Here is a 25,943-nt window from a genome sequence, read left to right as displayed (position 1 = left end):
TTTACACAATTATACGGACTCTATCTATATTATAACTAAGGATTGAATATGAAAAATAATATTAGATTAATTAAAGATAGATTAAACAAAGATTTATTTTCTAATATACATTCATCATGTATAGAATGCGAATATAGTGATTGTAAAGGAGTTATACACATTATTGAAAGTGAAGTAGATGAATTATTGGATATAGGGGCGGAAATTGTTTGTTTGAATGATAATATAAATTTATTAAATACATTTGATAATGATGAAAGTGGAAACATTGATTTAATGCATCAGTCCCCAACATGTAAGTTGCGAGATTAAAAAGGAGAATGTAGAATTCAAAAAAACAAACCATTATTTTGTATGCTCTTTCCATTTATGATAGTCAATTATTTGGATGGAAAAATTTATTGGGCATTAAGTAAAAAATGTTCGTATTATGATTACTTAGTATCTAATTTTAAAGTAGAAGATATTATAGATAAATTTATTGACTATCTTGAAGAAATTCCAAGTCAAATATATAACGAAATAACAAGTGTATTTATCAACACGAAAGAAGTAGTCCACTATATTTATAGTGATGAAGAAGTCAAAATAATTAAAGAAATATAAATAATATATATATATTATTTATAAATAAATTTAAGGAGGTGAATTTATGTCTAAATGCAAAGGTAGTATTTCTACAAAAAATGTTGTGAAAATTAGAATAATTAAGAAAGCATAGGAAAACACAAGGGCTGTTGCATAATCAATAAATTGTTGATTTTCAATAAAAAGACTTCATATAGAAAATTTCAATAAGCTAGCAGAGAGAGTGAAATTTTTATATGGTATTTCTTGTGATGATACAAGACAGTCATAGTTTTGCAGCAGCTCATTATTTTAAGGGGAATTTATGAAAATTAATTTACGAAAAAAATTTATTATTGTTATTCATGGAATTTTGCTTATTTTAATTTCTTTGATAATGGTTTTTTATCCTATTTACATATCTAAATTTATAGATAATATTTCAAATATCTACAGATTGAAAAATGTTTTTTTAGTGATTGTATTACTAATTATAGCTAAGGGAATTTTTAATATTTTTGATATGTTATTGGAAAATTATCTAAATTATTCATTAGAGTATGATCTCAAAAAAACTTTGATGTCTAAGTTGCTTGATAGTTCTTATCTAAATATAATTAGAGAAGATGAAGGAAAACTGATTAATTTAAATAAGGATGTAGATTCTTTAATAGATTTTTATATAAACTTCTTGTCGATAATATTTAAAAATATTTTAATTCTTTCTGGCATCTTTATTGTATCAGTAAATAAGTTATCTTATTTTTCATCTTTATTTATTGTGATGATTATAGTTTTTTTAATCTTATTAAATAAAATTAAGAAAAAATCTAAAAGCAAGGATAAAAACACCAAGGTTGCTTATGATAGAATGATAAGTTTATTCTCTGAGACTTTTACTTTATTAGAGGAATTTATATACATAGACAAAGATACTTATTTAATAAATAGGTTAAGAAAATCAATACTGAAATTTTTCAATTACGAAGTTATATCAAACTTTATTTCTTATGAGTATTGGATTAGTTCTATTTTTGTATTTTCATCCATGAAGATAATTGTGATGATATCAGGAATATTTTTAATCGAAAATGGACTAGTAACTTTGGGAAGTTTGTATCTGTTTATATATTATATTGATTTAATAGAAGATCCAATTATGGAAATACGATTGCAGTTAGAGACCCTACCCAATATAGGTGTTGTCAAAGAAAGAATATTTGATTTTTTAGATTTGAATTCCAGAAAACTAGAATATGGAAATTATGTTTTGAGTGAAAAAGTATCCAAAATTGAGTTTACTAATGTAAGTTTTGCCTACTCTGAGAATGAAATTCTCAAAGATTTTAATTACACTTTTCGAAAGAAAAAATATCTTATAAGAGGAGCTTCTGGATCGGGAAAGTCAACACTGATTAACTTGATGGTTAGGCTATTTGATCCAATTGATGGCAGTATAAAATATAATGATATGGACATAAGGATGCTTAAGAAAGGGTATATCAGCGAAAAGATAGAATACATAGATCAAAAAATTGAATTATCTAATGAAGCTATCATTGCTGATGTGATTAGTGAAAATCAAGAATCAAAAAAAATTCTTAATAGTTTTCTTCCAAATAAAGATTTTGCTACTCCATTGGATGAATTATCTAATGGTGAATATAGGAGTTTGTATCTGTTAAAGGCTTTAAATTCAAATAAAGATATCATAATAATGGATGAAACGTTTTTGGGGATTGATGAAGGTAAATGTGATACTTTCTTTAAACTTGTTGATAATATGGATAAGATAATAGTTATTATCAGTCATGAAGAGAGAATTATTGCTAAGGTAGATGAGGTGATTGATTTTGGTAAAATTTAATGTAAAAACTATAATTAAAGAATATCCTAAATACTTTGTACTAGACTTGCTAATTTGGCTTTTAGCACATAATATTCCCTTGGTATTATCATATCTAATAAAACTTTATTTTGATTTAAATCAAAATAATAATCTGTTAATCATTGTATTTTTATATACTATTATCTTTTTGTTGAGATTTCCACTTATAAAATTGGGAGCAGATATAGATATTAAGGCTCAACATAAGTGGGCCAATGTTATGTATGAGAGAATTATTAGCAAGTGTCTTGAATCTAGAAAAGTGTCGGATTCTAATAACCAAATATTTATAGATATCATTCAAAATGATGTTAACTCAATAGTATCCTACATATCATATGGAATAGATACCGTGTGCAATGTATTTGCTTCTATAATAGCATTTATAATAATTGCCTCAATAAATATTTATGTAGCTATTGTTATACTAGTAGTTCCCATACTTATATTTTTCATTTTAAATATTCTGAAAGATAAGCTTTATGAGAAAAGCGTGGCTATCAGAAATAATGAAACCAACCTTATAAAGATATACCAAGACGCCATAGGTGAAGGCAGAAAAATAAGGATTGAGTCTCTTGAGAATAAATATTTTGATATCTATAATCAACATTTAAAGAAAAATAAGAGTGATAAGTTTAAGTATAGCTATTTCAATATTATGATAAACACTATCAACCAATGTTTAGTAGATTTGAATTTAATAGCTATACTATTAGCAGTGATATATTTTAGAAACTTTTCTGTAGGGGACCTTGCTTTATTGATAAGCTATAGTTTTATCATAAATGACTTATCGACATATGTATCGACATTTGTAGTTATAAACAATGATTTGAAAGTGAGTTTAGATTCCTTTAATGATAAGCTGAACTTAAATTTATGCAAAGATAAATCTAGTTTTAATGTTGATAAGATACTAAATAGTATAAGTTTGGGTAAAGTAAATGTACTAATTGGAGAGAATGGATCTGGTAAGAGCAGAATTTTAAAAGAGCTTGCAAGTAATAGAGAATATTGTTTGGTTCTTAAAAAATCATCAGTATTAAGTGAAGATTTATATGAGAATATAGTTACTGACAGTAAGCCTAATAGGTATAGAGAAATTGTAGATATTTTTTCATTAAATGACTTGAAAGATAGGAAAAAATTAATTAATGATGAATTATCAGGAGGACAAATAGATAGGATTGCTATAGCCAGAACTCTGATTTCAGGTAAAGATGTGATTTTAATCGACAATAATTTATTTTCTATAGATTTTGCTATTAGATCATTAATATTTGAAGAATTTGAAAATACTGGCAAAACATTTCTATTCACTGATACTAAATATAGGAATGAATACAAAAATTTCAATATTATATATTTGAAAGATTGTGAAATTAAATGTAACACTAAAGTAAAATAAAAAATCAGGAGAAAAGTTGCAAAAAATAAGTGGTCTAAAACAATTTTAGAAGATAAATATATGATTATTTTAGATGAACTAATATCCTCTATAGATAAAGATAGTGATATTAAAACTACTGAATTATTAAAAATATCAGTAATAATAAAATAATTGTATTATTACTCATAGGGGAACTACCAAATTTTTGTATAAACTCTAACTTATAAGTTTTATAGATTATTACTCATTCATCATATACAATCAAATCTACTATTTGATTGTATATGGTGAATTATTTATTTTCTCTATCATCATTTTCAATTCATATTTTACCAATCAAAGTCCATATGAACTCTATTAGAAAATTTATTTTTATATTCTGAAATGGTATCAAGAATTACACATATGCTGGTGGTAAGGAAGATGTACTACAAAAACACGAGTGGTATTTCAATACAAACTGCCATGGTCCATACCTTGGAAGTAAATTTTCATATATAGCGAATGAGGTTAATAAAAGACTTAGAGGCAATACTTCAGTAAGTAGATCAAAAGTTAGACTTTATAGAGTTAGAAGATTTTGGTCTGATGCAAAAAGTCAGAGTAGTAAATTTGGAACGTACTCCAAAATTTAGATAAAATAAGGAGTCAATAACTTCAATTATCTATATACTTACTTTATAAGCAAAAGTTGACAAAGCCATACTGTTATGCTATAATAATAACGGTTAAAACAGAAATAACAGTAGGTGGTGAAAAATGGATATACAAATAAATAATTCTTGTGATGATCCTATATATTTACAAATAAAAAATCAAATTAAAGCACAAATAATTTCTGGACAGTTAGTAGTTGGAGAACAGCTACCTTCGATAAGGTTTTTAGCAAAAGAATTAAGAATAAGTATGGTAACAGCTAAAAGAGCTTTTGATGAATTGGAAATGGATGGTTTCATTAATTCAGTTCAAGGCAAGGGGAATTTTGTTGCTCCACAAAATAAAGAACTTATACGCGAAGAATACTTAAAGGAAATTGAATCAATGTTACAAAAATCAGTTGAACTGTCAGAAATCGCAGATATATCAATTGACGAACTGATAAACATGTTAAAAAGTTATGAGGAGGGTGAATATGAGTAATAACGCAATTGAAATTTGTAATTTAGTAAAAGAATTTGACGATTTTAAATTAGGACCAATAAATATTTCTATTCCTAAAGGAACAATAGTTGGATATATCGGTCAGAATGGTGCTGGGAAAAGTACAACCATAAAATTATTATTGGGATTATTAAACAAAGATGCAGGAATCATTAAAATATTTGATAGCCAAGATTATAACAGTATTAAAATAAAAGACAATCTAGGTGTGGTATTTGATGATTTGTTAATTCCAGATGAGATGACTTTATTAGATGTTGAAAGATTCTGTTCTAGAGTTTATTCAAAATGGGATAGGGATTTTTTCAACAAGTTAAAAGACAAGTTCAATTTGCCATCGAAAAAAATTATAAAAAATTATTCTCGAGGAATGAGGATGAAACTTTCAATAGCAATAGCTTTATCACATAATGCTGAAATTCTTATATTAGATGAACCAACAAGTGGATTGGATCCTATTGTCAGAGAAGAAATATTAGATTTACTATTAGACTATATGCAAGATGAAAATCACACAATATTAATATCATCACATATTTTATCAGATTTAGAAAAAATTGCCGATTATATTGCCTTCATAGATGAAGGTAAAGTTCTATTTTTTGAAACAAAGGATCAATTAGAAGAGAACTATGCACTTTGTAACTTATCAGATAAGGAAGTAGAAAATATTGACGATAAAGCAATTATAGGAAAAAGAGTGCACTCTTTTGGTCAACAACTATTAGTTAAAAGAGATCTTGTTCCAAATGGAATAACACTACAGAAGCCATCAATAGAAGATATAATGGTATATTTTGTGAAAGGAGAAATTAAATGATAATTGCTTTAATTATAAAAGACATAGCAACTTTGAAGAGGACACTTTTATTATCATTTATATTATGTATTGCACTAAGTGTTTACTCCATATACAGTAAAACTTTAATTATGATTCCATTGATGTGTGTTTTTATGCCATTAATTCTAAATTCTATAGCTTTTGGCTATGATGTACAATCTAAATTTGAGCAATTTGCTTTCTCAATGCCAATCAAAAAAAGCTCCTATGTTTTTAGCAAATTATTCTTTTCATTTGCATTTAGTTTAGTAGCTTCAATTATTATTTTTATACTTCTATTAATTGAGGATAAGATTGGTATAGATAAAATAATACTAATATCAATTTTAAGTGGTGTTTCAATAAATTTATTACCTGCAATTCAGTTACCATTCATTCTTAAATTTGGTGCGGAAAAAGGCAGAATTATTGTTATGATAACATTCTTGATAATATTTGCTATATCCAATTTATTAGGAAAATTAGATATTATACCAAATTTAATAGATATTTTGAGCTTTTATTCATTTAAGATAAGCATCTTAAGTATAATAATCTTATTCCTCGTAGTCCTTGGAGTTTCCATAAAATCATCAATTAATATTATGGAAAAAAAGCAGTATTAAAAATGCTTTTTATATTTGTTAGGATGATAGTGCATGGAAAAACAATTCATTTATATTTCTGCGACAATATTGTTGATTTTGGGGTTAGTGGATTTTGGAAGAAGTTATATATTGAGAAATAATACTGATTATACTAGTGGCAAGATAATATCAATATGGCAACCTAATCCTAAATCCGTAAAAAAAGGCAATTCAAAATGGGCAAAATTTAAGTATTCTGTAAATGGGAAGATTTATGTATCAAAGAATAAGATTCAAGTGCCTATGAACATGCAAATAGGAGATAGAATGAAAATAAAATATAGTAAGAAAGATCATGAAAAAATATACAGTTTTTCTTTAAAAAGAGCCATTATGTTGTGCATAGTTTCTGCGATGCTATTTATTGTTGGTAAATTTGACTTGTTATAAAGAGGTGTAGGAAATTAGTAAAATACCTACAGTATGGGTTTATATTTTAATTGCAATTCCAATATTCAGATTAATTTATTTATGGGTGAAAGATAAAAAAGATCATTAGTAAGTCTTAGATATGATTATCCACGAAGCTAAAAGAAAAGTGGATAAAAATTGATAAAATATTAGAGTTAGGAGCCTGTGCCAACTTATGGTACAGGCTATTTTCTTATTTCAATACATTATAACGTTAAAAAATAAGGGGGTGCAAACATGGTTTATAGTCATTTCAAAAGCCAAACATTAAATTGTATCCAACTAGTGAGAGTTTTAGAAATGGAATCAAGAATTGCATATACACTGGTGTAAAAGATGGAGTCCTACAAAAACACGAGTAGTATTCCAATCTGATCCATACCTTGGAAGTAAATTTTCATATATATCAAGTGAAGTGAATAAAAGACTTAGAGGAAGTACATAAGTAAGTAGACCAAAAGTTAGACTTTATAGAGTTAGAAGATTTTGGTCTGATGCAAAAAGCCAGAAAGATGCATTTAGAAATTTAGATAATGCTAAAAGATGTGCCAATAGATTTGGATTAAAAGTATTCGATGTAAATGGGAAGCTAGTTTATCCCTTAGGAAAATCAATCGACCAATTAGCTAGAGAAGTCATTAGAGGAGATTGGGGAAATAGATATGAGAGAAAAAGAAGATTAATTAACGCAGGATATGATTACTATGCAGTTCAGAAAAGAGTTAATCAGTTAATTTAATAGGATAATCAAATCCTGATGATTTCAATTTAGAAGTTTATTAGGCTTTTCTATTTTGGGCAATATGCAAATAAAAAACATTTCAAACTGGTATAATATAATTAACTATTTAATGTTTGGAGTGGAACGATGAAAAACAGCAAAAATTTTAATCTTTTTTTAATGGACGGAGAAGTTACGGGAAGAATAAAGTGTACCCTATCTAATTGGACAGGAATTGCTTATAAAATTCCTAGACCATATCTTGACAAATGCAAAGATAGAGCCGATTTAAAGCAAAGTGGAGTTTATTTTTTGTTTGGTAAAAATGATAATGGAGATGACGAAGTATATATAGGTCAAGCAGGAATAAGGAAAAATGGTGAGGGAGTTTTATTTAGAGTAGCTGAACACCTAAAAGATGAAGCTTATTTTTCTGATGCAGTTATGTTAACTACACAAAACAACTCATTTGGTCCAACCGAAATCTCCTACTTGGAGAATAAATTCACCAATATGGCAATAGATGTTGATAGGTATAAAGTAAGAAATGGAAATGATCCAAACCCTGGGAATGTGACGGAGGAAAAAGAATCAGAGTTGGAAGATTTTATAGAATATTCCAAGATGGTCTTAGGGGTACTTGGATATAAACTTTTCGTACCAATACTAGATAACAAAATTAAGTCTAATGTTAAAAAAGAGCCTCAAGAGGAGGAAGTTTTATATCTATCAAGAACAAGTAGGAAATCAAATAGATTAATAGAAGGAAAATGCAAAAGGACGAGTGAAGGATTTGTTGTATTAAAAGATAGCATGATAGAGATTATAGATTCAAAAAGCTTACCAAAGAGTATAAAAGAACTAAGAGATAAGTGCAGGACTAATAATGAAATAATAGATGGGAAGCTAACAAAAAACTATCTATTCAATAGTCCATCATATGCAGCGATGTTTGTACTTGGCATGAGTAGAAATGGAAAAACCGATTGGAAAAATAAAGATGGCTTAACCTTAAAAGAGTTAGAAGAAAAAGAAATTCAATAGAAATTAAGGTATTAAGACTGTAAAAATGAAGTGCACCCATAAAACTGGACATAATATTTAATTAATTGAGACTGTGTAAAATTTTGTGTATAGAAACCTCCTGATTATGGTAAAGAAAAACTATAAAAAGCAGCTGCAAATTTTCATGAAAATTTCCAGCTGCTTTTATAGTTTTTTTACCTGTTTTTAAAACCTCCCTTCAAAAAATATTGATAATTGGGATAGGATTTGATCCCAGCCACGAATTCTACTTGTCCATTTGCTTGAGGCATCTACCATTGCTAAATATAGGCTTTTTTGTAGTGCGTAGTCATTTGGAAATATTGTTTTATTTTTGGTTACTTTTCTTAGTTGTCTATTGAAGTTTTCCATCGCGTTTGTTGTATATATTAGTTTTCTTATTCCTTCTGGGTATTTGAAATATGTGAGAAGTTTAGCCCAGTTATTTTTCCAAGAGCTTACACACATTGGGTATTTTTTATCCCATTTTTCTTCAAATATTTCTAGGTTTGTTAAAGCTAGTTCTTCTGTTGGTGCCTTGTATACTGTTTTTAAGTCTTTCATTAATTCTTTTATATCTTTGTAGGATACATATTTAGTTGAGTTTCTTATTTGATGGATTATACATTTTTGTATTTCGGCTTTTGGATATACTGCTTCTATGGCTTGGCTAAATCCTGGAAGGTTGTCTGTTGAGAATATTAATACATCTTCTAGCCCTCTTTCTTTTAGCTGGTTTAATACTAAGAGCCAATATTTGCTTGATTCGTTTTCTCCTACCCACATGCCTAGTATTTCTTTAAAGCCTTCTAGATTGTAGCCTAAGGCTATATATACTGCTTTTTTGACTACTATGTTGTTTTCTCTTACATGGTAGTGTATGGCGTCTAAGAAGACCATAGGATAGATTTTTTCTAGTGTTTATTTTGCCACTCTTCTATGGTTGGTAGTATTTTATTGGTTATTTTACTTACCATTGTTTCTGATATTCCAAAACCATAGATATCTTTGATGTGACTTGATATGTCTCTTGTTGTCATTCCTTTGGCATACATTGATCTTATCTGATTTTCTATGTTTGATATGTCTTTTTCGTATTTTTTTAATGATTGTGGTTCAAATGTCCCTTCTCTATCTCTTGGTATCTGAAGTTCAAGCTCTCCAAATTTAGTTTTTAAGTTTCTATGGTAATATCCATTTCTTGAATTGCCAGAGCCATAGCCTTTATATTCCCATTTTTCATAGTCTAAAATACTGTTAGTTCTGATCTTAATAAATCATTAATGGCTATTTCTAACTGTTGCCTAAAAAATTCATTAATATCTAATCCTTGGGCTAGTATTTGTATTAAATCTGTGTTAAAATTCTTCATAAGAGAACTCCTTGTTAGTTTATGTTTTTTTCTTTTACTTAACAAAACTTTACAAGTTTGAGTTCTCTTTTTCTACTTTACACATAATATTTTATACTATGGAAGCACTTAATATAAGAGAAAAATATATAGGTTTAAGCAAAATTTTATAGACTTGTTAGAAATTTGTTATATCTCCTTGCTATAATAGTTATAGATTAAGCAAGGAGGTTATTATATGACAAATGAAATATTAAAAATAAATGACTTAAATAAGTCTTTCGCCAAAAGAAAGGTTATTAATAAGTTAGATTTAACTGTCAGTCGAGGAGATATATATGGATTTATTGGAGCGAATAGTCAAGGAAAAACGACGACAATCAGAATGATTACGGGTCTAGTTTTCCCTGATTCAGGTGAAATATTAATCAACGGGAAGTCAGTTTTTAATGAAAAGAAAACTTCATTAAAAAATTTAGGTGCCATGGTCGAAGCTCCTAGATTTTATGAAAATCTATCAGGATATGAAAATTTGAAATTAATGGCAAATCTTATTGATAATGTAGGGGAAAAAGAAATACAAGAAGTGCTTGAACTCGTTCATCTAAGTGATAGACAAAAAGATAAGTTTTCTAATTATTCTATGGGAATGAAGCAAAGACTGGGAATAGCCAATACCTTACTTGGAAATCCAGATTTGATTATTCTTGACGAACCGACAAATGGTCTAGATCCAAATGGAATGGAAGAAATAAATGAACTCATAATTTATCTTGCGAAGACTTTTCAAAAGACTTTTTTTATATCCTCCCATCTTCTTCACGAGATGGAAGGGATATGCAATCGTATAGGGATTTTACATCAGGGAAAATTGTGTGTAGAAGGTGAGCTTAAAGAACTCCTTTTTCAATCTAATGTAGCAAATCTTAAAGAATTATATTTTCAGAAAGTAGGCTACCATCATGCTTAATTTGATTTACAATGAATATTTAAAAATAAAAAAAACAAAAGTTATAGTTATATTTTTATTGTCCCAAATAGCCCTTATATGGATTAATGCATCTGTCTATAATCCAAAAGATTCTTCATGGGAACTTGCTAGCATATTAACTTTTCCTAGTGATATGTTAGACATATATACTCAACTTTTAATTTTTTTTGTGCCAATTATTATATCCCAGATAGTGACAGAAGATTTGCTAGGGGGAACTTTGAAATTAAACATAATGAATGAACCTGTTAGGTATAAGCATTTACTGTCAAAATTATTAAGTTTTTTATTAGTAATTTTGTTTAGCACCTTCTTCTTTTTGCTTACTTGTTACCTTATAGGGGTGATTTATTTAAATAATACCTGGCAAATTGATTTTTACCGTAGGGGTTCAAGTAGTCTAGATGATTTTTTATATACTCTTGTAAATTATTCGAAACTACTTATGCCTATTTTTGCCTATGGTTCAGTGACTATGCTACTTGGTCTATTTATAAAGAGCTCAATATCGGTGAATATAACGATGATTTTTCTTTGTGTGTTTTTCTTTAATACACAGATAGGTCAAAAGTTAACCTCACTCCAAGTGATTGGATACAGGGACATACTTCCAATTATCGTACTATCGCTGCTGATAGGAGTATTTTCCTTTTTGTTTGGAACAGTATTATTTAAAAACAAAGATATTTTATATTAGGTAGGTGAAGGAAAATGAGCAGATATCTAGGAAATGAATTGTATAAAATAATAAAAAATAAATATATATGGCTTTTCTTTTTGACAATACTAGTATCTCACATTATAAAAGTGTTTCAGATGGGTATGGTATCAATTAATCCGCCATCTTTTGCTTTGATGGCAATTCCTGAAGCCTTGCTATTTGTAATTTTATTTGTAGTCTATATTTCATCCTATCTTATTGCTTCCGATTACCAGAAAGGAACCTTAAAATTACCTATAATCATTGGGGGTGAGCGTTCAAAAGTTTTCTTATCTAAGTTTTTAATAGCAACAGTAGGGATTATTACAATTATATTATTTAATATAATTTCAGCCTACTTGATTGGAGAAATCTTTTTAAAAACTGGTAGTGAAATAATGTTTAATGGAGAATTGCTATATATAAGGGGCAAACAATTAGAAGGCATGTATGGTTTTGCTGTTATTTTTCTTGGTACACTAACAGCCATATTACCAGCTCTAACTTTAACACAGTTGCTTATGTTTCTTGCATTTTTTTTAAGAAATTCAAATGCAGTTTTTGGAATCGGGGCAGCATATTATATATTAAGTTTAACAATACCAGAAAAGCTAAAAATTTTCTTTGTAACAAATTACATGTATAAACTACCAGCTTTCTTTATAAGAGGAGAGATTGCTTATGATCAATCAGTACAAATGATTATAGTATCGATTATTTCCTCTATTATTTTATATTGTATAAATATATGGTATTTTAAAAAGATGGATATTCATTCATGAATGCTCAGGAGGTTAAGTATGAATAAGATATTGGTGATAGAAGATGAATTGGATATAGCAAATATAATTTTAGATTATTTAGTTAAAGAACGATTTGAAGTAAAGATATGTCAAGATGGAAGTTTAGCCATGGATATATTTCATGTCTTTAACCCTGACTTAGTTATTTTAGACTTAATGCTTCCTGGCATGGATGGGTATGAAATATGTCGAAAAATTAGGGAGGTCTCAAATATACCCATTATAATCCTATCTGCAAAAGTCGAAGAATTCGATAAAATTATGGGTCTGAAGCTAGGTGCGGATGACTATGTAACAAAGCCCTTTAGGATGAGAGAATTACTTGCTAGAGTCCAGGCCATGCTTAGACGAAGTCAAATATTTAATAAGGGCTTATCTAATCCTATAAGCTTCAAAGAGTTAAAAATTTATCCTAGTGAACACAGGGTAGAAAAAAATGGGACAGTCATAGACTTATCACCAAGAGAATTCGATGTTTTAATTTATTTAGCATCAAATCCAGGACAGGTGTTTACACGAGACCAGCTATATAATCAAATTTGGGGGCTTGAAGCCCTAGGAGATATAAGTACAATAACGGTTACTGTTAATAGGCTACGTCAAAAATTAGAAAGTGATCTAAACCATCCAGAATATATCCAGACTGTTTGGGGAGTGGGGTATAAATTTGGAAAATAACTCATTAAGCAAAAAATTAAGTATATTTCTTTTGGTTATTATTAACATCCCTATTCTTCTATTAGTTGTTACTGGAATCCCCATTCATCCTCCAGCTAACATTTTAGGTTCAATTTTTGGACTAATTCTCCTTATTTCAGTTCCTATTGTTATCGTTAATATTATATTTTTGAATTATATTCAAGATATGATACTAAAGCCAATCAAAGAATTATTAGATGGTCTAGAAGAAGTAAGCCAAGGCAACTACCAAATAAGGCTTGAAAACCATCAGAATGATGAAATAGGAGATTTAATTAGAAAATTTAATGAAATGACAAAAGCCTTAAATAAATTATCATTAATGAATTCTAAGTTAGAAAAAGAAAAGCAGTCTATAATTAATGCCATATCTCATGATCTAAGGACACCACTAACTGTCATCCAAACCTATGTAGATTCCTTAAGAGATGATATTGCGCTAACAGAAGAAAAGAAAGAATCTTATTTTAATATTATTGATAGTAAGATAAGTCAATTGGAAGAGAGAATCGAGCAGTTGAGAAATTTTTCAATTTATGTGAATTCAAAGGGTGAAATGAAATCAAATATTTCTATAAAGAAAAGCATGGATAAAATAATCAAAGGCCTTAGCGAATCCTATCAATTAAATTCATTAAAACTTTCTTATAAAAATGATGTTCTTGATGAAAGTTTATTAACTATAGATAAGAGAGAACTAGAAATTCTCATTGAAAATTTATTTATAAATGCTTTGAAATATAATGACAAAGAGCTTCCGGTTATAAATATAGACATTGAAGAAGATGGGGATCATATTTATATACGTTTTGAAGATAATGGTATTGGGATTAGGGAAGATAATTTAGATAAAATATTTGAACCCCTATATAAAGTGGATGACTCAAGACCATCAAAAAATGAAGGTATGGGCCTTGGGCTTACAATTATAAGAGAAATAGTAAATAAAGCACAGGGCAGCATTGAAGTAGAAAGTGAAGTTTTTAAAGGGACGGCATTTTATATTGAACTTCCAAAAGCCAAGTAGTAACTTTAAAAATAAAAAGTCGATATATTTCCAAGAACAAGCAAATCGAAAAATTGGGGATGTTATTAATGCTGACCACTCAAGCTATGTGGAGTGCATAGCGTTGAAACAAAGAGCGAAATCGTAAAAATCCTGCATTTTAAGCAGTTTTACAAGCATTATGTGTTTAATGAAGATGGTGACGGAGGACGAAAAAAAGTTCTGAATAATTATATTGATGTTTATGTTTGCATTGATATGGTGTGTGGAGATACAAAGAATGATTTAGGAAGTGAGGAATAAGAAATGATGAGGTGGATAATAAAGATAATCCTGTTTCCAATCAGTTTAATAATGAGCATCCTCACCACCTTTCTAACATTCCTGCTCGGCATAGGAACGGCACCGCTATATTTGCTGATGATGTTTTGTATATTTGGAGCAATAGCATCTTTTTTACAAAAAGAAGTTACCATCGGAATCGAAGCATTAATTATTGGTTTTTTAGTAAGTTCATACGGAATACCGATGATTGGAGCAACCATTATAGCGTTCCTTCAGGGAATCAATGAAGCGATAAAATCAATCTAAAAAATTTCATAAAAATGGTTATCAAAGGCGATAGAGAAAACTATCGTCTTTTTCTTTGCAAATTTTCAAGGATAGGAGGTGAAGCGATGGATTTTGACTATTTATATAACAGAAAAGCAGAGAGATTCAACTTTTGAAAGTACCAGAAATATTAGTCGATGGATAAGCATTTAAGGGATTATCGGCAGAAGCGATCATACTTTATTCCATACTTTTAAAACGAACAGGAATATCCTTTAAGAATAACTGGATAGAATTTTCATATGTAAATCAGCTAGAAAGAAATAATGAGCTAAAGACAGTAATTCAAATTTTGGAAAAGATAGATGGAGTTATTGCAATCATAATAGCTCTTGATAGTGATATAAGATGAGGTATTGATATTAGTGAATCTTTTTATGATATAGGTGTTTGACTGCTTTTTTTAACTGGATAAAATTAATAAAGGGAGAATATTATATGGAAATTTTGAGAATATTATTACCACTATTTTTAATATGTATTTTAGCTGTTTATTTGATTAATAGTTCTAAGAAAAAAGCTAGATATAAGTCTAATAAAGACAAACAAAAAAATGAAAATTATATGTCTTAAGGTATGTTTATTGGTATGTGTCTAGGAACTGCAATGGGAATAGCATTAGGTAAGGAAAATTTAGCTATTGGTATGTCTATTGGGATGTTATTAGGTATGATAATAGGGTTGAATAGCAAAAATAGAAATAACTAATTTAAAATTTGGCATCTACAAAAGTAGGTGCTATTTTATACATAAAATTAGGAGATGTAATATAAACATTTTAAATAAAATATTTAAATTGAGAGACAAAGCTAAAGACTAGGAGAGAATTTTTTCATCATCTTTTTAAGAAGAGCAGTTATAAATTCTATTTTAACAAAGCTAAAGAAAGAAGTAAAGAGTAATTCTATGAATGAAGTAGAAGAAAGATTAAACAAATTCTGATTTATCATTGTTAACCATAGATTTAGTCAATATTTTATATTCAAGGAAATTTGAAGATTTAAAGACAGGTTAAGGAAAATTTTACAGGCAACTTCCTTTTTCTTATAACAAAACTAGCTCTCTCAGTTTGAAGTTATACACTTGGAATAGTTTAAATAATTATTACATCACTTTAATATGATATTATTTTAAAATAAATTACGTTATAAATACAAAAGATTGTATATTTATTTAAAATATTTTGGGTGTTTTAAAAGCTTATTTTAATACCTTTATTTAAGGCGTAAATGCACTAAAATTCTAGATTTTTATTCTGTTTTTATAAAAAACAATAACAGCAATAAAACTAATATAACATATTTATAGAATTAATATAATTTTTATTTGTAAATATATAAAATCTATGATATCATATATCACATAAATAGATTAATGTACGAAAGCTATTTAAAATATTAAAAGTTTATCACGAAGATAGCTAATGGGAAAACGTACTTATATTTATAATTTTTATAGGGGGAAAATATGGAACTGAAAAAAAGTAAATTATTAGGCTTGACATTAAGTGCCTTGATGCTTTTTGCTGGTTGTGCCAAGACTGTAGATAAACCTGCTGACAATGCATCAAGCACTGAAGGTGGATCTTCTAGTAATGTAAGCACAACTGAAAAAGTTGGAACAGCTGATCCTAATAAGGATATTCTAAAAATTGTAGTTGGTTATGATGCATCATCATTGGACCCATCTGCACAAAACGAGGTGGCAGCTTCAAATATCATGATGCAAATATTTGATGGTTTGGTAGTAATGGAAAATGATGGGACAATCAGTCCTGGACTTGCTGAAAGCTGGGATGTTGAAGGAAACCAAAAATATACTTTCCATTTAAGAAAGGGGGTAAAATTCCAAAACGGAGAACCACTTACTGCAGATGATGTTGTATTTACCTTAGATAGGGCTGCTAAAGCTCCGGCTGTTAAAGAATACTATGATGGAATTGACCTAGATACACTAAAAGCTGTAGATGAAAATACAGTAGAATTCTCACTAAAAGAACCAAACTCAGTATTTTTGGCATATTTAACTCACCCAGGTTCTTACATCATGAATAAAAAAGCAGTAGAAGAAGCTGGTAAGGAAGTTGGCTCTAAACCTTGTGGAACAGGACCTTATGAATTGGTTTCTTGGACTAAAAACGACAAGGTAGAATTAAAAGCATTTGATGATTACTGGGGAAAAAAACCAGCAATTCCAAATGTAGAGTATCGTACAGTTACAGAAATTACAAACAGGGCTATTGAGGTTGAAACAGGAAATGCTGATATAGCTTATGATATTGGGGTATTGGATTTAGATAAACTTAAAGATAATCCTGATATCAATGTAATCAGAAAGAAGCAAAACTCTATAACCTATTTAGGATTTAATGGTAAAAAAGCACCATTTGATAATGTAAATGTTCGTAAGGCTATAGCCCACACCTTGGATATACCATCAATTGTAAATTCAGTATATAAAGGACTAGGAGAGCCATCAATAGCTATGGTCCCATCAGATATTAAATATTCTAAACAAAAAGAACTAAAATTTTATGACGTAGATATAGATGAGGCTAAAAAACTTCTAGAAGAGGCAGGGGTTGGAGATGGATTTGAAACAACAATCATCACAAACGAAAACCCTCTAAGAGTAGATATGGGTACAATCATCCAATCAGAACTTGAAAAAGTTGGAATTAAAGCAAAGGTTGAAACACTAGAATGGTCAACTTTTCTAGAAAAATTGAAAGATCCAACAGCATATGATATGTACATGCTAGGATGGGCTACAAATATAGCTGATGCTGACGTAATGCTTTACGCCTTACTAAATAGTGGTGCATCTGCTGAAGGAAGTAACTATTCACACTTTGAAAACGAAGAATTTGATAAACTTTTACAAGAAGGCCGTTTAACAGAAGATGATAGTAAACGTTCAGAAGTCTATGGTAAAGCACAAGACATTCTTTACGATCAACTACCAATATTACCACTTGTTACAACAGAACAAGCTTTCGCAGTAAGAAGCTATGTAAAAGGTTTTGAACCTACATCATATGCTTATCACAGAATAGCACCTGTTTCTTTTAATAAATAATTAAAAAAAGTAAAGAAAAAATAATAAACTCATAAGTAAACAGAAAGGGTATATCCTTTTCTGTTTCTTATGTAGGTACACTATTTAAAGGCCGAGGGGTCTTAAGAAAGAAGGAATACATAATATGATTAAATACATAATAAGAAGAATTTTATTGTTAATCCCAACCTTAATAGGGGTTACTTTTATAATATTCACTTTATTACATTTCACTCCAGGAGATCCCGCTTTAAGTATATTAGGAGAGAACTCTTCTACAGCAGAAGCTGAACAGCTGAGGGAAGAATTGGGCTTAAATGATCCTTTCCTAGTTCAGTATGGAAATTATATGAAAAAACTTGTTGTAGATCATGATTTGGGAATATCTTATAGGTCAAAAACATCAGTATCAGGTTTAATTAAACAAGTATTTCCAAATACTATTAAACTTGCTGTCTTATGTATTACTATAGCGGTATTGATTGGTGTACCATTGGGAATAATATCGGCAATAAAAAGGTACACGATCCTAGATAATGTAGTTATGTTGTTTGGTCTTTTTGGACTAAGTGTACCTGTTTTCTGGCTAGGTTTAATGTTAATTATTGCATTTTCAGTAAATCTAAACTTACTGCCACCATCAGGTTTTTCAACACCTAAACAAATGATTTTACCAGTAGCAGCACTGAGTTTACAATCTATAGCTGTAATTATGAGAATGACACGTTCGTCAATGCTTGAAGTTTTACAACAAGACTATATAAGAACTGCAAAAGCTAAGGGTTTAAAGCAAAAAACTACCATAGTGATTCATGCTTTGAAAAATGCCTTTATACCGGTTCTTACAAGTATTGGTTTGCAATTTGGCAACCTACTAGGTGGAGCTGTTTTAACAGAGTCAATCTTCTCCATATCAGGTTTGGGAAGACTTATGACAGACTCAATTAAAATGAGAGACTTCCCTGTTGTTCAAGGTGGAGTTTTGGTTATAGCTATTGTTTATTGTTTAATAAATTTAATAGTTGACTTGTTATACGGATTCTTAGATCCTAAGATTCAAAGTCAATATAAGTGAGGAAATTTCATATGAAAACAACAAAAACATTAAAAGCAAGCAGATCTTCAAGTTTTAAATCTTTTTGGTATAGGTTCAAAAAGAATAAGCTAGCGGTTGTTGGCTTGATTATACTTTTATTATTAGTTTTAATAGCGATATTTGCAGATTTTGTAGCCCCATATTCATATGATGTTCAGGATATTTCAAATGCATTTGCAACAAACACTCGTGAACATATATTGGGAACAGACAATTTTGGAAGAGATATATTCTCAAGAATAGTTTATGGAGCAAGAATATCATTAACAGTAGGTATTATTTCTGTAGGTATAGCTACAATTTTGGGCGGATTTTTAGGAGCTATTGCAGGATACTATGGTGGTAGAATAGATAACTTTATAATGAGGATTACAGATATTTTACTATCTATACCTCAACTTCTTTTGGCTATAGCAATAGCTGCAGCACTAGGAACAGGTGTCAGAAATCTAATGATAGCAGTTGGTTTATCTTCTATACCTACTTATGCAAGAATTATGCGCTCGTCAGTAATTTCAGCTAGAGAACAAGAGTATGTTGAAGCTGCAAAGCTATCAGGAGCATCGGATTTTCGTATAATATTTAGACACGTTCTTCCAAACTGTATAGCTCCGATTATTGTACAAATGACCTTAGGAATAGCATCGGCTATACTAAATGCAGCCTCATTAAGCTTTATAGGACTAGGCGTTGAAATACCTGCTCCTGAATGGGGTGCTATGCTTTCAGAAGGGCGTCAATATATAAGATATGCTCCATTCTTGACACTATATCCAGGTATAGTTATCTCTATTACTATATTTGCTTTAAATATAGTTGGAGATGGCTTAAGAGATGCACTAGATCCAAAACAAAAGAGGTAATCTATGACAGAAAAAGTAATAAAAAATAAAGTAAAAAAAGTTGACCATTCTGGTTTAGAGACCTTGGTTGAATTTGATAATCTTCATACGAATTTCTTTACAGAAGGAGGGACTGTTCAAGCTGTAAATGGGGTTTCCTTCAAAATAATGAAAGGGGAAACGGTTTGTGTAGTAGGAGAATCTGGGTGTGGGAAATCAGTAACAAGTTTTTCTTTGATGAGACTTATAGAAGAACCTACAGGAAGAATTGTTGGTGGACATATATATTTTGATGGTCTTGATATTACAAAACTTTCAGATAAAGAGATGCAAAAAATTAGGGGAAACCGTATAGCCATGATTTTCCAAGAGCCTATGACTTCTTTAAATCCCTCACTAAAGATTGGCTATCAAATTAGTGAAGTATTAAGAAGACATAGAAAATTTAGTAAGGAAGATGCAAGGAAAGAATCCATAAGTCTATTAAATAAAGTTGGAATCCCAAGACCTGAAGCTATAAATGATTCATATCCACACCAGCTATCAGGTGGTATGAGGCAACGTGCCATGATAGCCATGGCTCTAGCTTGTGATCCTGACCTTTTGATAGCTGATGAACCTACTACAGCCTTGGATGTAACTATTCAGGCACAAATTTTGGAATTATTAAGAGATTTAAAGGAAAATTCAAAAACATCCATTCTATTTATTACTCACGACCTGGGAGTAGTTGCTGAGATGGCAGACTATGTTGTAGTTATGTATGCAGGAAAAGTAGTAGAACAAGGATATGTTGAAGATATATATGGTAATCCTCTCCATCCTTACACAAAAGGACTTATGAAGGCAAAACCTATGATAGGAATAAAACAAGATAGACTATACACAATACCAGGACAAGTTCCAAATCCAATTAATCTCGGAGATAAGTGCTATTTTTCAGATAGATGTTCAAAATGTTTTGACAAGTGTTTGAAAAAAACACCAACTCCTGTGGAATTTGATGAACACATAGTATCTTGTTGGTTATATGATCAGGAGGAAAAAGATGGAAAATAAAAAACCGATTCTGGAAGTAAGGAATGTAAAAAAATATTTTCCAATAACAGGGGGATTTATTAGACACAATGTTGGTGATGTAAAAGCTGTGGACGGAGTATCATTTGACTTATATCCTGGAGAAACCTTGGGTATAGTAGGAGAATCCGGCTGTGGCAAGTCAACTCTTGCAAGAGCTATACTTGGGCTTTATGAAGGAGTAGAAGGTAGTGTAAAATACAAGGGTAAAGAACTTGTTGGCATGGATAAAGATGAAAGAAGAAAACTAAGTACAGATCTTCAAATGATTTTCCAAGATCCCTACTCTTCTTTAAATCCACGTATGACAGCAGGTCAAATTGTAGCAGAACCTTTGTCAAACAACGGCTTGTATAAAGATAAAGAAGATATGAGGGAAAAAGTAATAAACACAATTGAAGAATGTGGTCTTGCTGGTTATCACGCAACAAGATATCCTCATGAATTTTCAGGGGGGCAAAGACAACGTATAGGTATAGCTCGTTCCCTTGTTTTAAATCCTAAAATTGTTATTTGTGATGAGGCTGTATCTGCTCTAGATGTATCAATTCAGGCTCAAATTATAAACCTATTAATGAATCTACAAGATGAAAGAGGTCTTTCTTATATATTCATATCCCACGACCTTTCTGTAGTGGAACATATTTCTACACGTGTAGGAGTAATGTATTTAGGAAACTTTGTAGAAATGGGTTCCAAAGAGAAATTATATGAAAATCCTCTTCATCCTTATACCCAAGCCTTACTTTCTGCAGCTCCTGTAGCAGATCCTAGTGCTGTTGTCGAAAGGCAAATTTTAGAAGGTGATCTTCCATCACCAGCAAACCCTCCAAAAGGTTGTAAATTCCACACTAGATGTCCATATGCTCAAGAAAAATGTGTAAAAGATGCTCCACAACTTTTAGATATTGGCGAAAATCATTCGGTTGCCTGTCATTATGTAAATAATTTAAAGCCAAGAACACTAAAATCATCAACAAATGAAGTGACAATTAAGGAGTAATATGATGGATTATACAGAATACGCAATGAAACTAACCAAAGAACTTTTACAAACACCTTCTCCAGGTGGATATACCTTTAAACAAAGAGAACTTTGTAAAAAACGCTTTGAAGATATGGGACTTGAAGTAAGAAGAACAAAAAAGGGTGCTATTTATGCAGTTCTTCCTGGAAAAAGTGAGGGAAAAGCAAGAGCTGTTGCAGCCCATATCGACACATTAGGTGCCATTGTAAAAGAAATAAAAGATGATGGCTATCTTAGAATAACAAATATAGGTGGCTATGCTTGGCAATCTGTAGAGGGAGAAAACCTAATTATTCATACCAGAGAAGAAAAAGAAATCACAGGAACACTTTTGCCTGACAAGGCTTCTATCCATGTATTTTCCGATGAAGTAAGAGAAGCTTCAAGAACAGAAGATTCCGTTCAAGTAAGACTAGATGCTGATGTTTCTTCAAAAGAAGGTGTTTTAAAACTAGGTATAAATGTTGGAGATTTTGTAAGCTTTAATCCTAGAACAGTAATCACTGAAAACGGCTATATAAAATCAAGATATCTTGATGATATGGCTTGTGTAGGAGTTTTATATGCAGCAGTAAAACAGATTTTGGACGAAAAAATGGAGGTTTCTCACACAACCTACCTATTTTTGACAGACTATGAAGAAATAGGTCATGGACTTTACGGAGTATCTGATGATGTACATGAAATTTTGGCACTTGATATAGGGACTGTAGGCTCTTATCACACATCTTGTGAGAAAAAGGTAACTATACTTGCAAAAGATTCCAGAACACCTTATGATTATGAATTTCGTCATAGACTTGAAGAAATAGCAATTAAAAATAATATTGACTACGCAACAGACGTTCACTTTCGTTATGGTTCTGATGCAACAACTTATGCCCTACAAGGAACAGATTTCAACTTTGCTTGTATAGGACTTGGAGTAAATGCAACCCACCACTATGAAAGAAGTCACTATGATGGATATAAAAATAATATAGACTTATTAAGAGAATATATGCTAAGTGAATATTAATCTGCAAATATCTTGGAAAAATCGAATAAAAATATTAATTTTAATAAGTAAATTAAGGCATAAAGACTTAAGGAATTAGGAATTAAAAAAAAACTAATCCAAAAAATCTTTAGGTTGCTATATAAAGACTATGACTTTTATTGCTCATAGTCTTTTAAAAATCATTTACTTGAACAAATAATTCTAATTTTTTTAAAGCTTATTGTTTTTATAAGTCAATACATCTATGATATTTTCATCCTTATACAAAATTATTCCTCTTTAAAATATAATTCAAGTTTTATTTTTTCTCTTTAGTTATCTTATCAGTATTTCTTTATATCAATATGTAGATGACCAAAATTATATTTTAAAACTCGATAAAAAATCTTATGTTTGCTATACTTAGTGAGTAGCATATTTACAAGTATGTTTGTTTTAGGTTTCCTATTATCTAATATGTCTTGAAACAACAGTCTTGGATAAATTTATTAGTTAATTTATATTTGTGATATTTTTTACTCAATTAGCCAGCTATTCTATTGCCAATCTCCTTGTTCTTAAAACTTTATTATAAATATTTTTTATTAAAATTATTTGAAACTTTCAAATTATATTTTATATATAAGATGGAGAGATTTGGTATATTTTCTATAAAGCTTTAGCTAGGGAAATAGTCTTAATTTATATTTAAGGCGGTCAAATATTAAAACGGAGAAAATTTCTAAAAATTAAGAACAGTGGAAAGTCATACCTTTATTACTATTAAGGCAGTAAAATTTAGTCTTTCTATTTTTGATTTATATTTACTTAAATTGTCTTGCAAATGACATGTTTATCAAAAAAAGTAATAAGAAAAATAAATTTAAATAATAGCTACATAGAAGATTATATTGATAAAGTCTAAATATTATAATATTATTTAGAAAAACATCTAAATAGTATTGACAAAAAGGCAAACATAAAGCACTATCTATTTAGATAGAATTCTAAATAGTGAGAGGATGGGTGATATCAATATGGCTTTTGCTGATACCTTTAAGGTACTATCAGACCCGGAGAGAAGAAAAATTTTAGAATTGTTAAAGAAAGGTGCAATGTCTGCTGGGGAAATAGCTTCAAATTTTAACACAACTGGTGCCACTATTTCATATCATTTGAAAATTTTAAAAAATGCGGATCTTATTTTTGAAAGGAAAGAAAAAAACTATATTTATTACCAGTTAAATATATCGGTATTAGAGGACGTTATGATTTGGATAGCGAGTTTAAAGGAGGGTGACACAAATGCTAATGAGGAATAGAAAGACTTTAATTTTAACAAGCATAATCATATTATTACCTATTTTAATAGGGTTATTATTATGGGATAAGCTTCCTGATACGATGGCGACGCATATTGGATTTGATAATGAAGCCAACGGGTTTAGTAGTAAAATTTTTGGAATAGTTGGACTTCCACTTATTTTGTTATTAATCCATTTATTTGCTTCAGTAGTAACTGCTAAGGATCCACGCAAACAAAATATAAGTGATAAGATGTATACTCTTGTTTTGTGGATAATACCTTGTATTTCTATATTTGTATCAGCTTTTATGTATCTATATAACTTGGGAATTAGATTAAATATTACTTTATTTTTTAGCGTATTTATTGGACTAATTTTCATAATTATAGGAAATTATCTTCCAAAGGTAAGGCAAAATTATACTTTAGGAATTAAAATACCTTGGACACTTGCAAATGAAGAAAATTGGAATAAAACACATCATTTAGCTGGGATTTTATATATTGTTTTGGGTATATTTCTAATTTTGGCAACTTTTATCGATTTGTTTAAAAATCTTTTTCCTATGCTAATTGTAGTCATTATAGCTGTTTTAATTCCAGGAATTTATTCATTTCTTTTACATGTAAGAAATGGACTTTAAATATAAAGTAATATAAGAATGTATGCTATAATTTGAAAAACTCAGAAATCTGAGTTTTTTCATGTTCAAAATTAATAGGTGAGATATTGGCTGGACTTCCCTTGCATCTATATAGAAAAGAAAATTCTTATTTTATTTATCAAATCCTATATCTTTTAATTAAATTATGGGGACTAAGTATTAAAATGGGGGGAAATTCTTAGAAAAAGTAAGAACAATAAAAAGCTTTATGATCACACTCTTAATTATTTTAAAGGAAATTGAAATTGATCTTTCCGTATATAATTCATCTTTGTTAACAATTGGTCTAGTCAATTATCTTTATACATGAAAAAGAAAAGCATTAGAAAAATTCAATGTTTATAAAAAACATTTATTAAAAGAAGAATATTTAATTTCAAAAAAAATATTTGAAGAATTACTTTTTAAAGAAATTGTTTCAAAAGACAATATAATTCATTGCTATAATTAGAATTTTTCCAATGATAGCAATATATAAAACATTGAAAGAGAAAGAAATAGATTCTCTTGAAAAAACAGGAAATATTTTTAATGAAACAGAGGTTTATCCTAGAGCTAAGTTTTTGAGAAAAATAATGAAAATCCCTTACATTTATTTGTTAGTTCCTAAGATTATTGAAAAGATTGTGAAAACATCATATAGGCAATCCCCAGAAGGTTTCCAAATTGAATTCGTAAAAGCAGATCGTAATTTGTGCCAATTTAATATAAAACAATGCATATATTATAATTATTGTAAAAAATATGAAGTAGCAGAGTTTTGTGATATTTTTTGCTCAGGCGATGATGTATCAGGAGCAGCTTTAAAGCCAAATATTATTTTTGAAAGGAAAAATACATTGGCTAGGGGAGGTGAATATTGTGATTTTTACTATAGAATAAAAAAGTAGGGAAAATATGAACTGGTAAAAAATGTAATTAATATAAATTAGTCGCACAAAAGTCAAGTCCAAAATATTGTGTAAATTATCCTAGTCCAATATTTACTATTTCATTTTAATATACAATTTAGAAGATGTTATCCAATCCTCATTGATATCAATGAGGATTGCGCCTATTAGTCTAATAGCTGAGTCTTCA

The 25,943-nt window shown here is 29.4% G+C and carries 24 protein-coding genes and 4 pseudogenes; 27 read left to right on the top strand and 1 reads right to left on the bottom strand.

What is annotated here, in order from left to right; genetic code table 11:
• Positions 1-48 precede the first annotated feature (48 nt).
• The 11 genes and pseudogenes from FYJ26_RS01665 (at position 49) to FYJ26_RS01615 (ending at position 8,652) form a co-directional block, all read left to right on the top strand.
• Complete coding sequence (locus FYJ26_RS01665; protein ID WP_154538991.1) at positions 49-312, top strand: hypothetical protein; 264 nt, start codon at positions 49-51, stop codon at positions 310-312.
• A 42-nt stretch (positions 313-354) separates the two neighbouring features.
• On the top strand, positions 355-606 hold the full coding sequence (locus tag FYJ26_RS01660) for a hypothetical protein (RefSeq protein WP_229771198.1): 252 nt from the start codon (positions 355-357) through the stop codon (positions 604-606).
• A gap of 286 nt (positions 607-892) precedes the next feature.
• The gene (locus tag FYJ26_RS01655; protein ID WP_154538989.1) at positions 893-2,434 is read left to right on the top strand and encodes an ABC transporter ATP-binding protein; all 1,542 of its coding nucleotides are present in this window, start codon (positions 893-895) and stop codon (positions 2,432-2,434) included.
• Positions 2,421-3,866 carry an ATP-binding cassette domain-containing protein gene (locus FYJ26_RS01650; protein ID WP_195837835.1) on the top strand — a complete coding sequence of 482 codons (1,446 nt, stop codon included), beginning with the start codon at positions 2,421-2,423 and terminating at the stop codon, positions 3,864-3,866. Before FYJ26_RS01655 ends, FYJ26_RS01650 begins: the two co-directional genes overlap by 14 nt.
• A 365-nt stretch (positions 3,867-4,231) precedes the next feature.
• Positions 4,232-4,462, top strand: a pseudogene (locus FYJ26_RS10975) (N-acetylmuramoyl-L-alanine amidase); the annotation flags it as partial.
• A 145-nt stretch (positions 4,463-4,607) separates the two neighbouring features.
• Complete coding sequence (locus FYJ26_RS01640) at positions 4,608-4,988, top strand: GntR family transcriptional regulator (protein WP_154538987.1); 381 nt, start codon at positions 4,608-4,610, stop codon at positions 4,986-4,988.
• The gene (locus tag FYJ26_RS01635) at positions 4,981-5,829 is read left to right on the top strand and encodes an ABC transporter ATP-binding protein (protein WP_154538986.1); all 849 of its coding nucleotides are present in this window, start codon (positions 4,981-4,983) and stop codon (positions 5,827-5,829) included. The genes FYJ26_RS01640 and FYJ26_RS01635 overlap by 8 nt, the downstream gene beginning before the upstream one ends.
• Positions 5,826-6,455, top strand: coding sequence for an ABC-2 transporter permease (locus FYJ26_RS01630; protein WP_154538985.1), 630 nt, complete (start codon positions 5,826-5,828; stop codon positions 6,453-6,455). Before FYJ26_RS01635 ends, FYJ26_RS01630 begins: the two co-directional genes overlap by 4 nt.
• Before the next feature lie 33 nt (positions 6,456-6,488).
• On the top strand, positions 6,489-6,866 hold the full coding sequence (locus tag FYJ26_RS01625; protein ID WP_154538984.1) for a hypothetical protein: 378 nt from the start codon (positions 6,489-6,491) through the stop codon (positions 6,864-6,866).
• 317 nt (positions 6,867-7,183) lie between these two features.
• A pseudogene (locus tag FYJ26_RS01620) lies at positions 7,184-7,626 on the top strand (N-acetylmuramoyl-L-alanine amidase); the annotation flags it as partial.
• A gap of 129 nt (positions 7,627-7,755) precedes the next feature.
• Positions 7,756-8,652 carry a DUF4357 domain-containing protein gene (locus FYJ26_RS01615; RefSeq protein ID WP_154538983.1) on the top strand — a complete coding sequence of 299 codons (897 nt, stop codon included), beginning with the start codon at positions 7,756-7,758 and terminating at the stop codon, positions 8,650-8,652.
• Between the two features lie 186 nt (positions 8,653-8,838).
• Here the strand turns inward: FYJ26_RS01615 and FYJ26_RS11410 are convergent.
• Positions 8,839-10,024 (bottom strand): annotated as a pseudogene (locus FYJ26_RS11410) (IS256 family transposase).
• 217 nt (positions 10,025-10,241) lie between these two features.
• Between FYJ26_RS11410 and FYJ26_RS01605 the strand changes: the two are divergent.
• From FYJ26_RS01605 to FYJ26_RS01525, 16 genes and pseudogenes are all read left to right on the top strand, one after another.
• On the top strand, positions 10,242-10,973 hold the full coding sequence (locus FYJ26_RS01605; protein ID WP_154538982.1) for an ATP-binding cassette domain-containing protein: 732 nt from the start codon (positions 10,242-10,244) through the stop codon (positions 10,971-10,973).
• Between the two features lie 732 nt (positions 10,974-11,705).
• Positions 11,706-12,476: an ABC transporter permease gene (locus tag FYJ26_RS01600; protein WP_154538981.1), complete on the top strand. Its 771-nt coding sequence runs from the start codon at positions 11,706-11,708 to the stop codon at positions 12,474-12,476.
• An 18-nt stretch (positions 12,477-12,494) separates the two neighbouring features.
• A complete protein-coding gene (locus FYJ26_RS01595) occupies positions 12,495-13,175 on the top strand; it encodes a response regulator transcription factor (RefSeq protein ID WP_154538980.1) in 681 nt (226 codons plus the stop codon).
• Positions 13,176-13,344: 169 nt separating this feature from the next.
• Complete coding sequence (locus FYJ26_RS01590; protein WP_195837834.1) at positions 13,345-14,223, top strand: HAMP domain-containing sensor histidine kinase; 879 nt, start codon at positions 13,345-13,347, stop codon at positions 14,221-14,223.
• A gap of 285 nt (positions 14,224-14,508) precedes the next feature.
• Positions 14,509-14,793, top strand: coding sequence for a CD1845 family protein (locus FYJ26_RS01580; protein ID WP_459410833.1), 285 nt, complete (start codon positions 14,509-14,511; stop codon positions 14,791-14,793).
• An 86-nt stretch (positions 14,794-14,879) separates the two neighbouring features.
• Positions 14,880-15,049: pseudogene (locus FYJ26_RS10970) on the top strand (replication initiator protein A); the annotation flags it as partial.
• A 341-nt stretch (positions 15,050-15,390) separates the two neighbouring features.
• Positions 15,391-15,522, top strand: coding sequence for a hypothetical protein (locus FYJ26_RS11200; RefSeq protein ID WP_268234509.1), 132 nt, complete (start codon positions 15,391-15,393; stop codon positions 15,520-15,522).
• A gap of 759 nt (positions 15,523-16,281) precedes the next feature.
• Positions 16,282-17,892 carry an ABC transporter substrate-binding protein gene (locus FYJ26_RS01565; RefSeq protein WP_154538978.1) on the top strand — a complete coding sequence of 537 codons (1,611 nt, stop codon included), beginning with the start codon at positions 16,282-16,284 and terminating at the stop codon, positions 17,890-17,892.
• Between the two features lie 124 nt (positions 17,893-18,016).
• Positions 18,017-18,946, top strand: a complete 930-nt coding sequence (locus tag FYJ26_RS01560) for an ABC transporter permease (RefSeq protein WP_154538977.1) — start codon at positions 18,017-18,019, stop codon at positions 18,944-18,946.
• A gap of 11 nt (positions 18,947-18,957) precedes the next feature.
• Positions 18,958-19,830 (top strand): ABC transporter permease, encoded by an 873-nt coding sequence (locus tag FYJ26_RS01555; protein WP_154538976.1) that lies wholly within the window; start codon positions 18,958-18,960, stop codon positions 19,828-19,830.
• Positions 19,831-19,833: 3 nt separating this feature from the next.
• Positions 19,834-20,868, top strand: coding sequence for an ABC transporter ATP-binding protein (locus tag FYJ26_RS01550; protein WP_154538975.1), 1,035 nt, complete (start codon positions 19,834-19,836; stop codon positions 20,866-20,868).
• Positions 20,858-21,889, top strand: a complete 1,032-nt coding sequence (locus FYJ26_RS01545; protein ID WP_154538974.1) for an ABC transporter ATP-binding protein — start codon at positions 20,858-20,860, stop codon at positions 21,887-21,889. Before FYJ26_RS01550 ends, FYJ26_RS01545 begins: the two co-directional genes overlap by 11 nt.
• 4 nt (positions 21,890-21,893) lie before the next feature.
• Positions 21,894-22,931: a M42 family metallopeptidase gene (locus FYJ26_RS01540; RefSeq protein ID WP_154539531.1), complete on the top strand. Its 1,038-nt coding sequence runs from the start codon at positions 21,894-21,896 to the stop codon at positions 22,929-22,931.
• 998 nt (positions 22,932-23,929) lie between these two features.
• The gene (locus FYJ26_RS01535; protein WP_154538973.1) at positions 23,930-24,214 is read left to right on the top strand and encodes an autorepressor SdpR family transcription factor; all 285 of its coding nucleotides are present in this window, start codon (positions 23,930-23,932) and stop codon (positions 24,212-24,214) included.
• On the top strand, positions 24,198-24,842 hold the full coding sequence (locus tag FYJ26_RS01530; protein ID WP_154538972.1) for an SdpI family protein: 645 nt from the start codon (positions 24,198-24,200) through the stop codon (positions 24,840-24,842). Before FYJ26_RS01535 ends, FYJ26_RS01530 begins: the two co-directional genes overlap by 17 nt.
• 482 nt (positions 24,843-25,324) lie before the next feature.
• Positions 25,325-25,753, top strand: a complete 429-nt coding sequence (locus tag FYJ26_RS01525; RefSeq protein WP_154538971.1) for an L-2-amino-thiazoline-4-carboxylic acid hydrolase — start codon at positions 25,325-25,327, stop codon at positions 25,751-25,753.
• Positions 25,754-25,943: the final 190 nt, after the last annotated feature.

The organism is Anaerococcus porci (genome assembly GCF_009696575.1).
GTDB lineage: Bacteria > Bacillota > Clostridia > Tissierellales > Peptoniphilaceae > Anaerococcus > Anaerococcus porci.
Note: the sequence above shows the minus strand (reverse complement) of the source record. Positions and strands in the feature narration are given on the sequence as shown.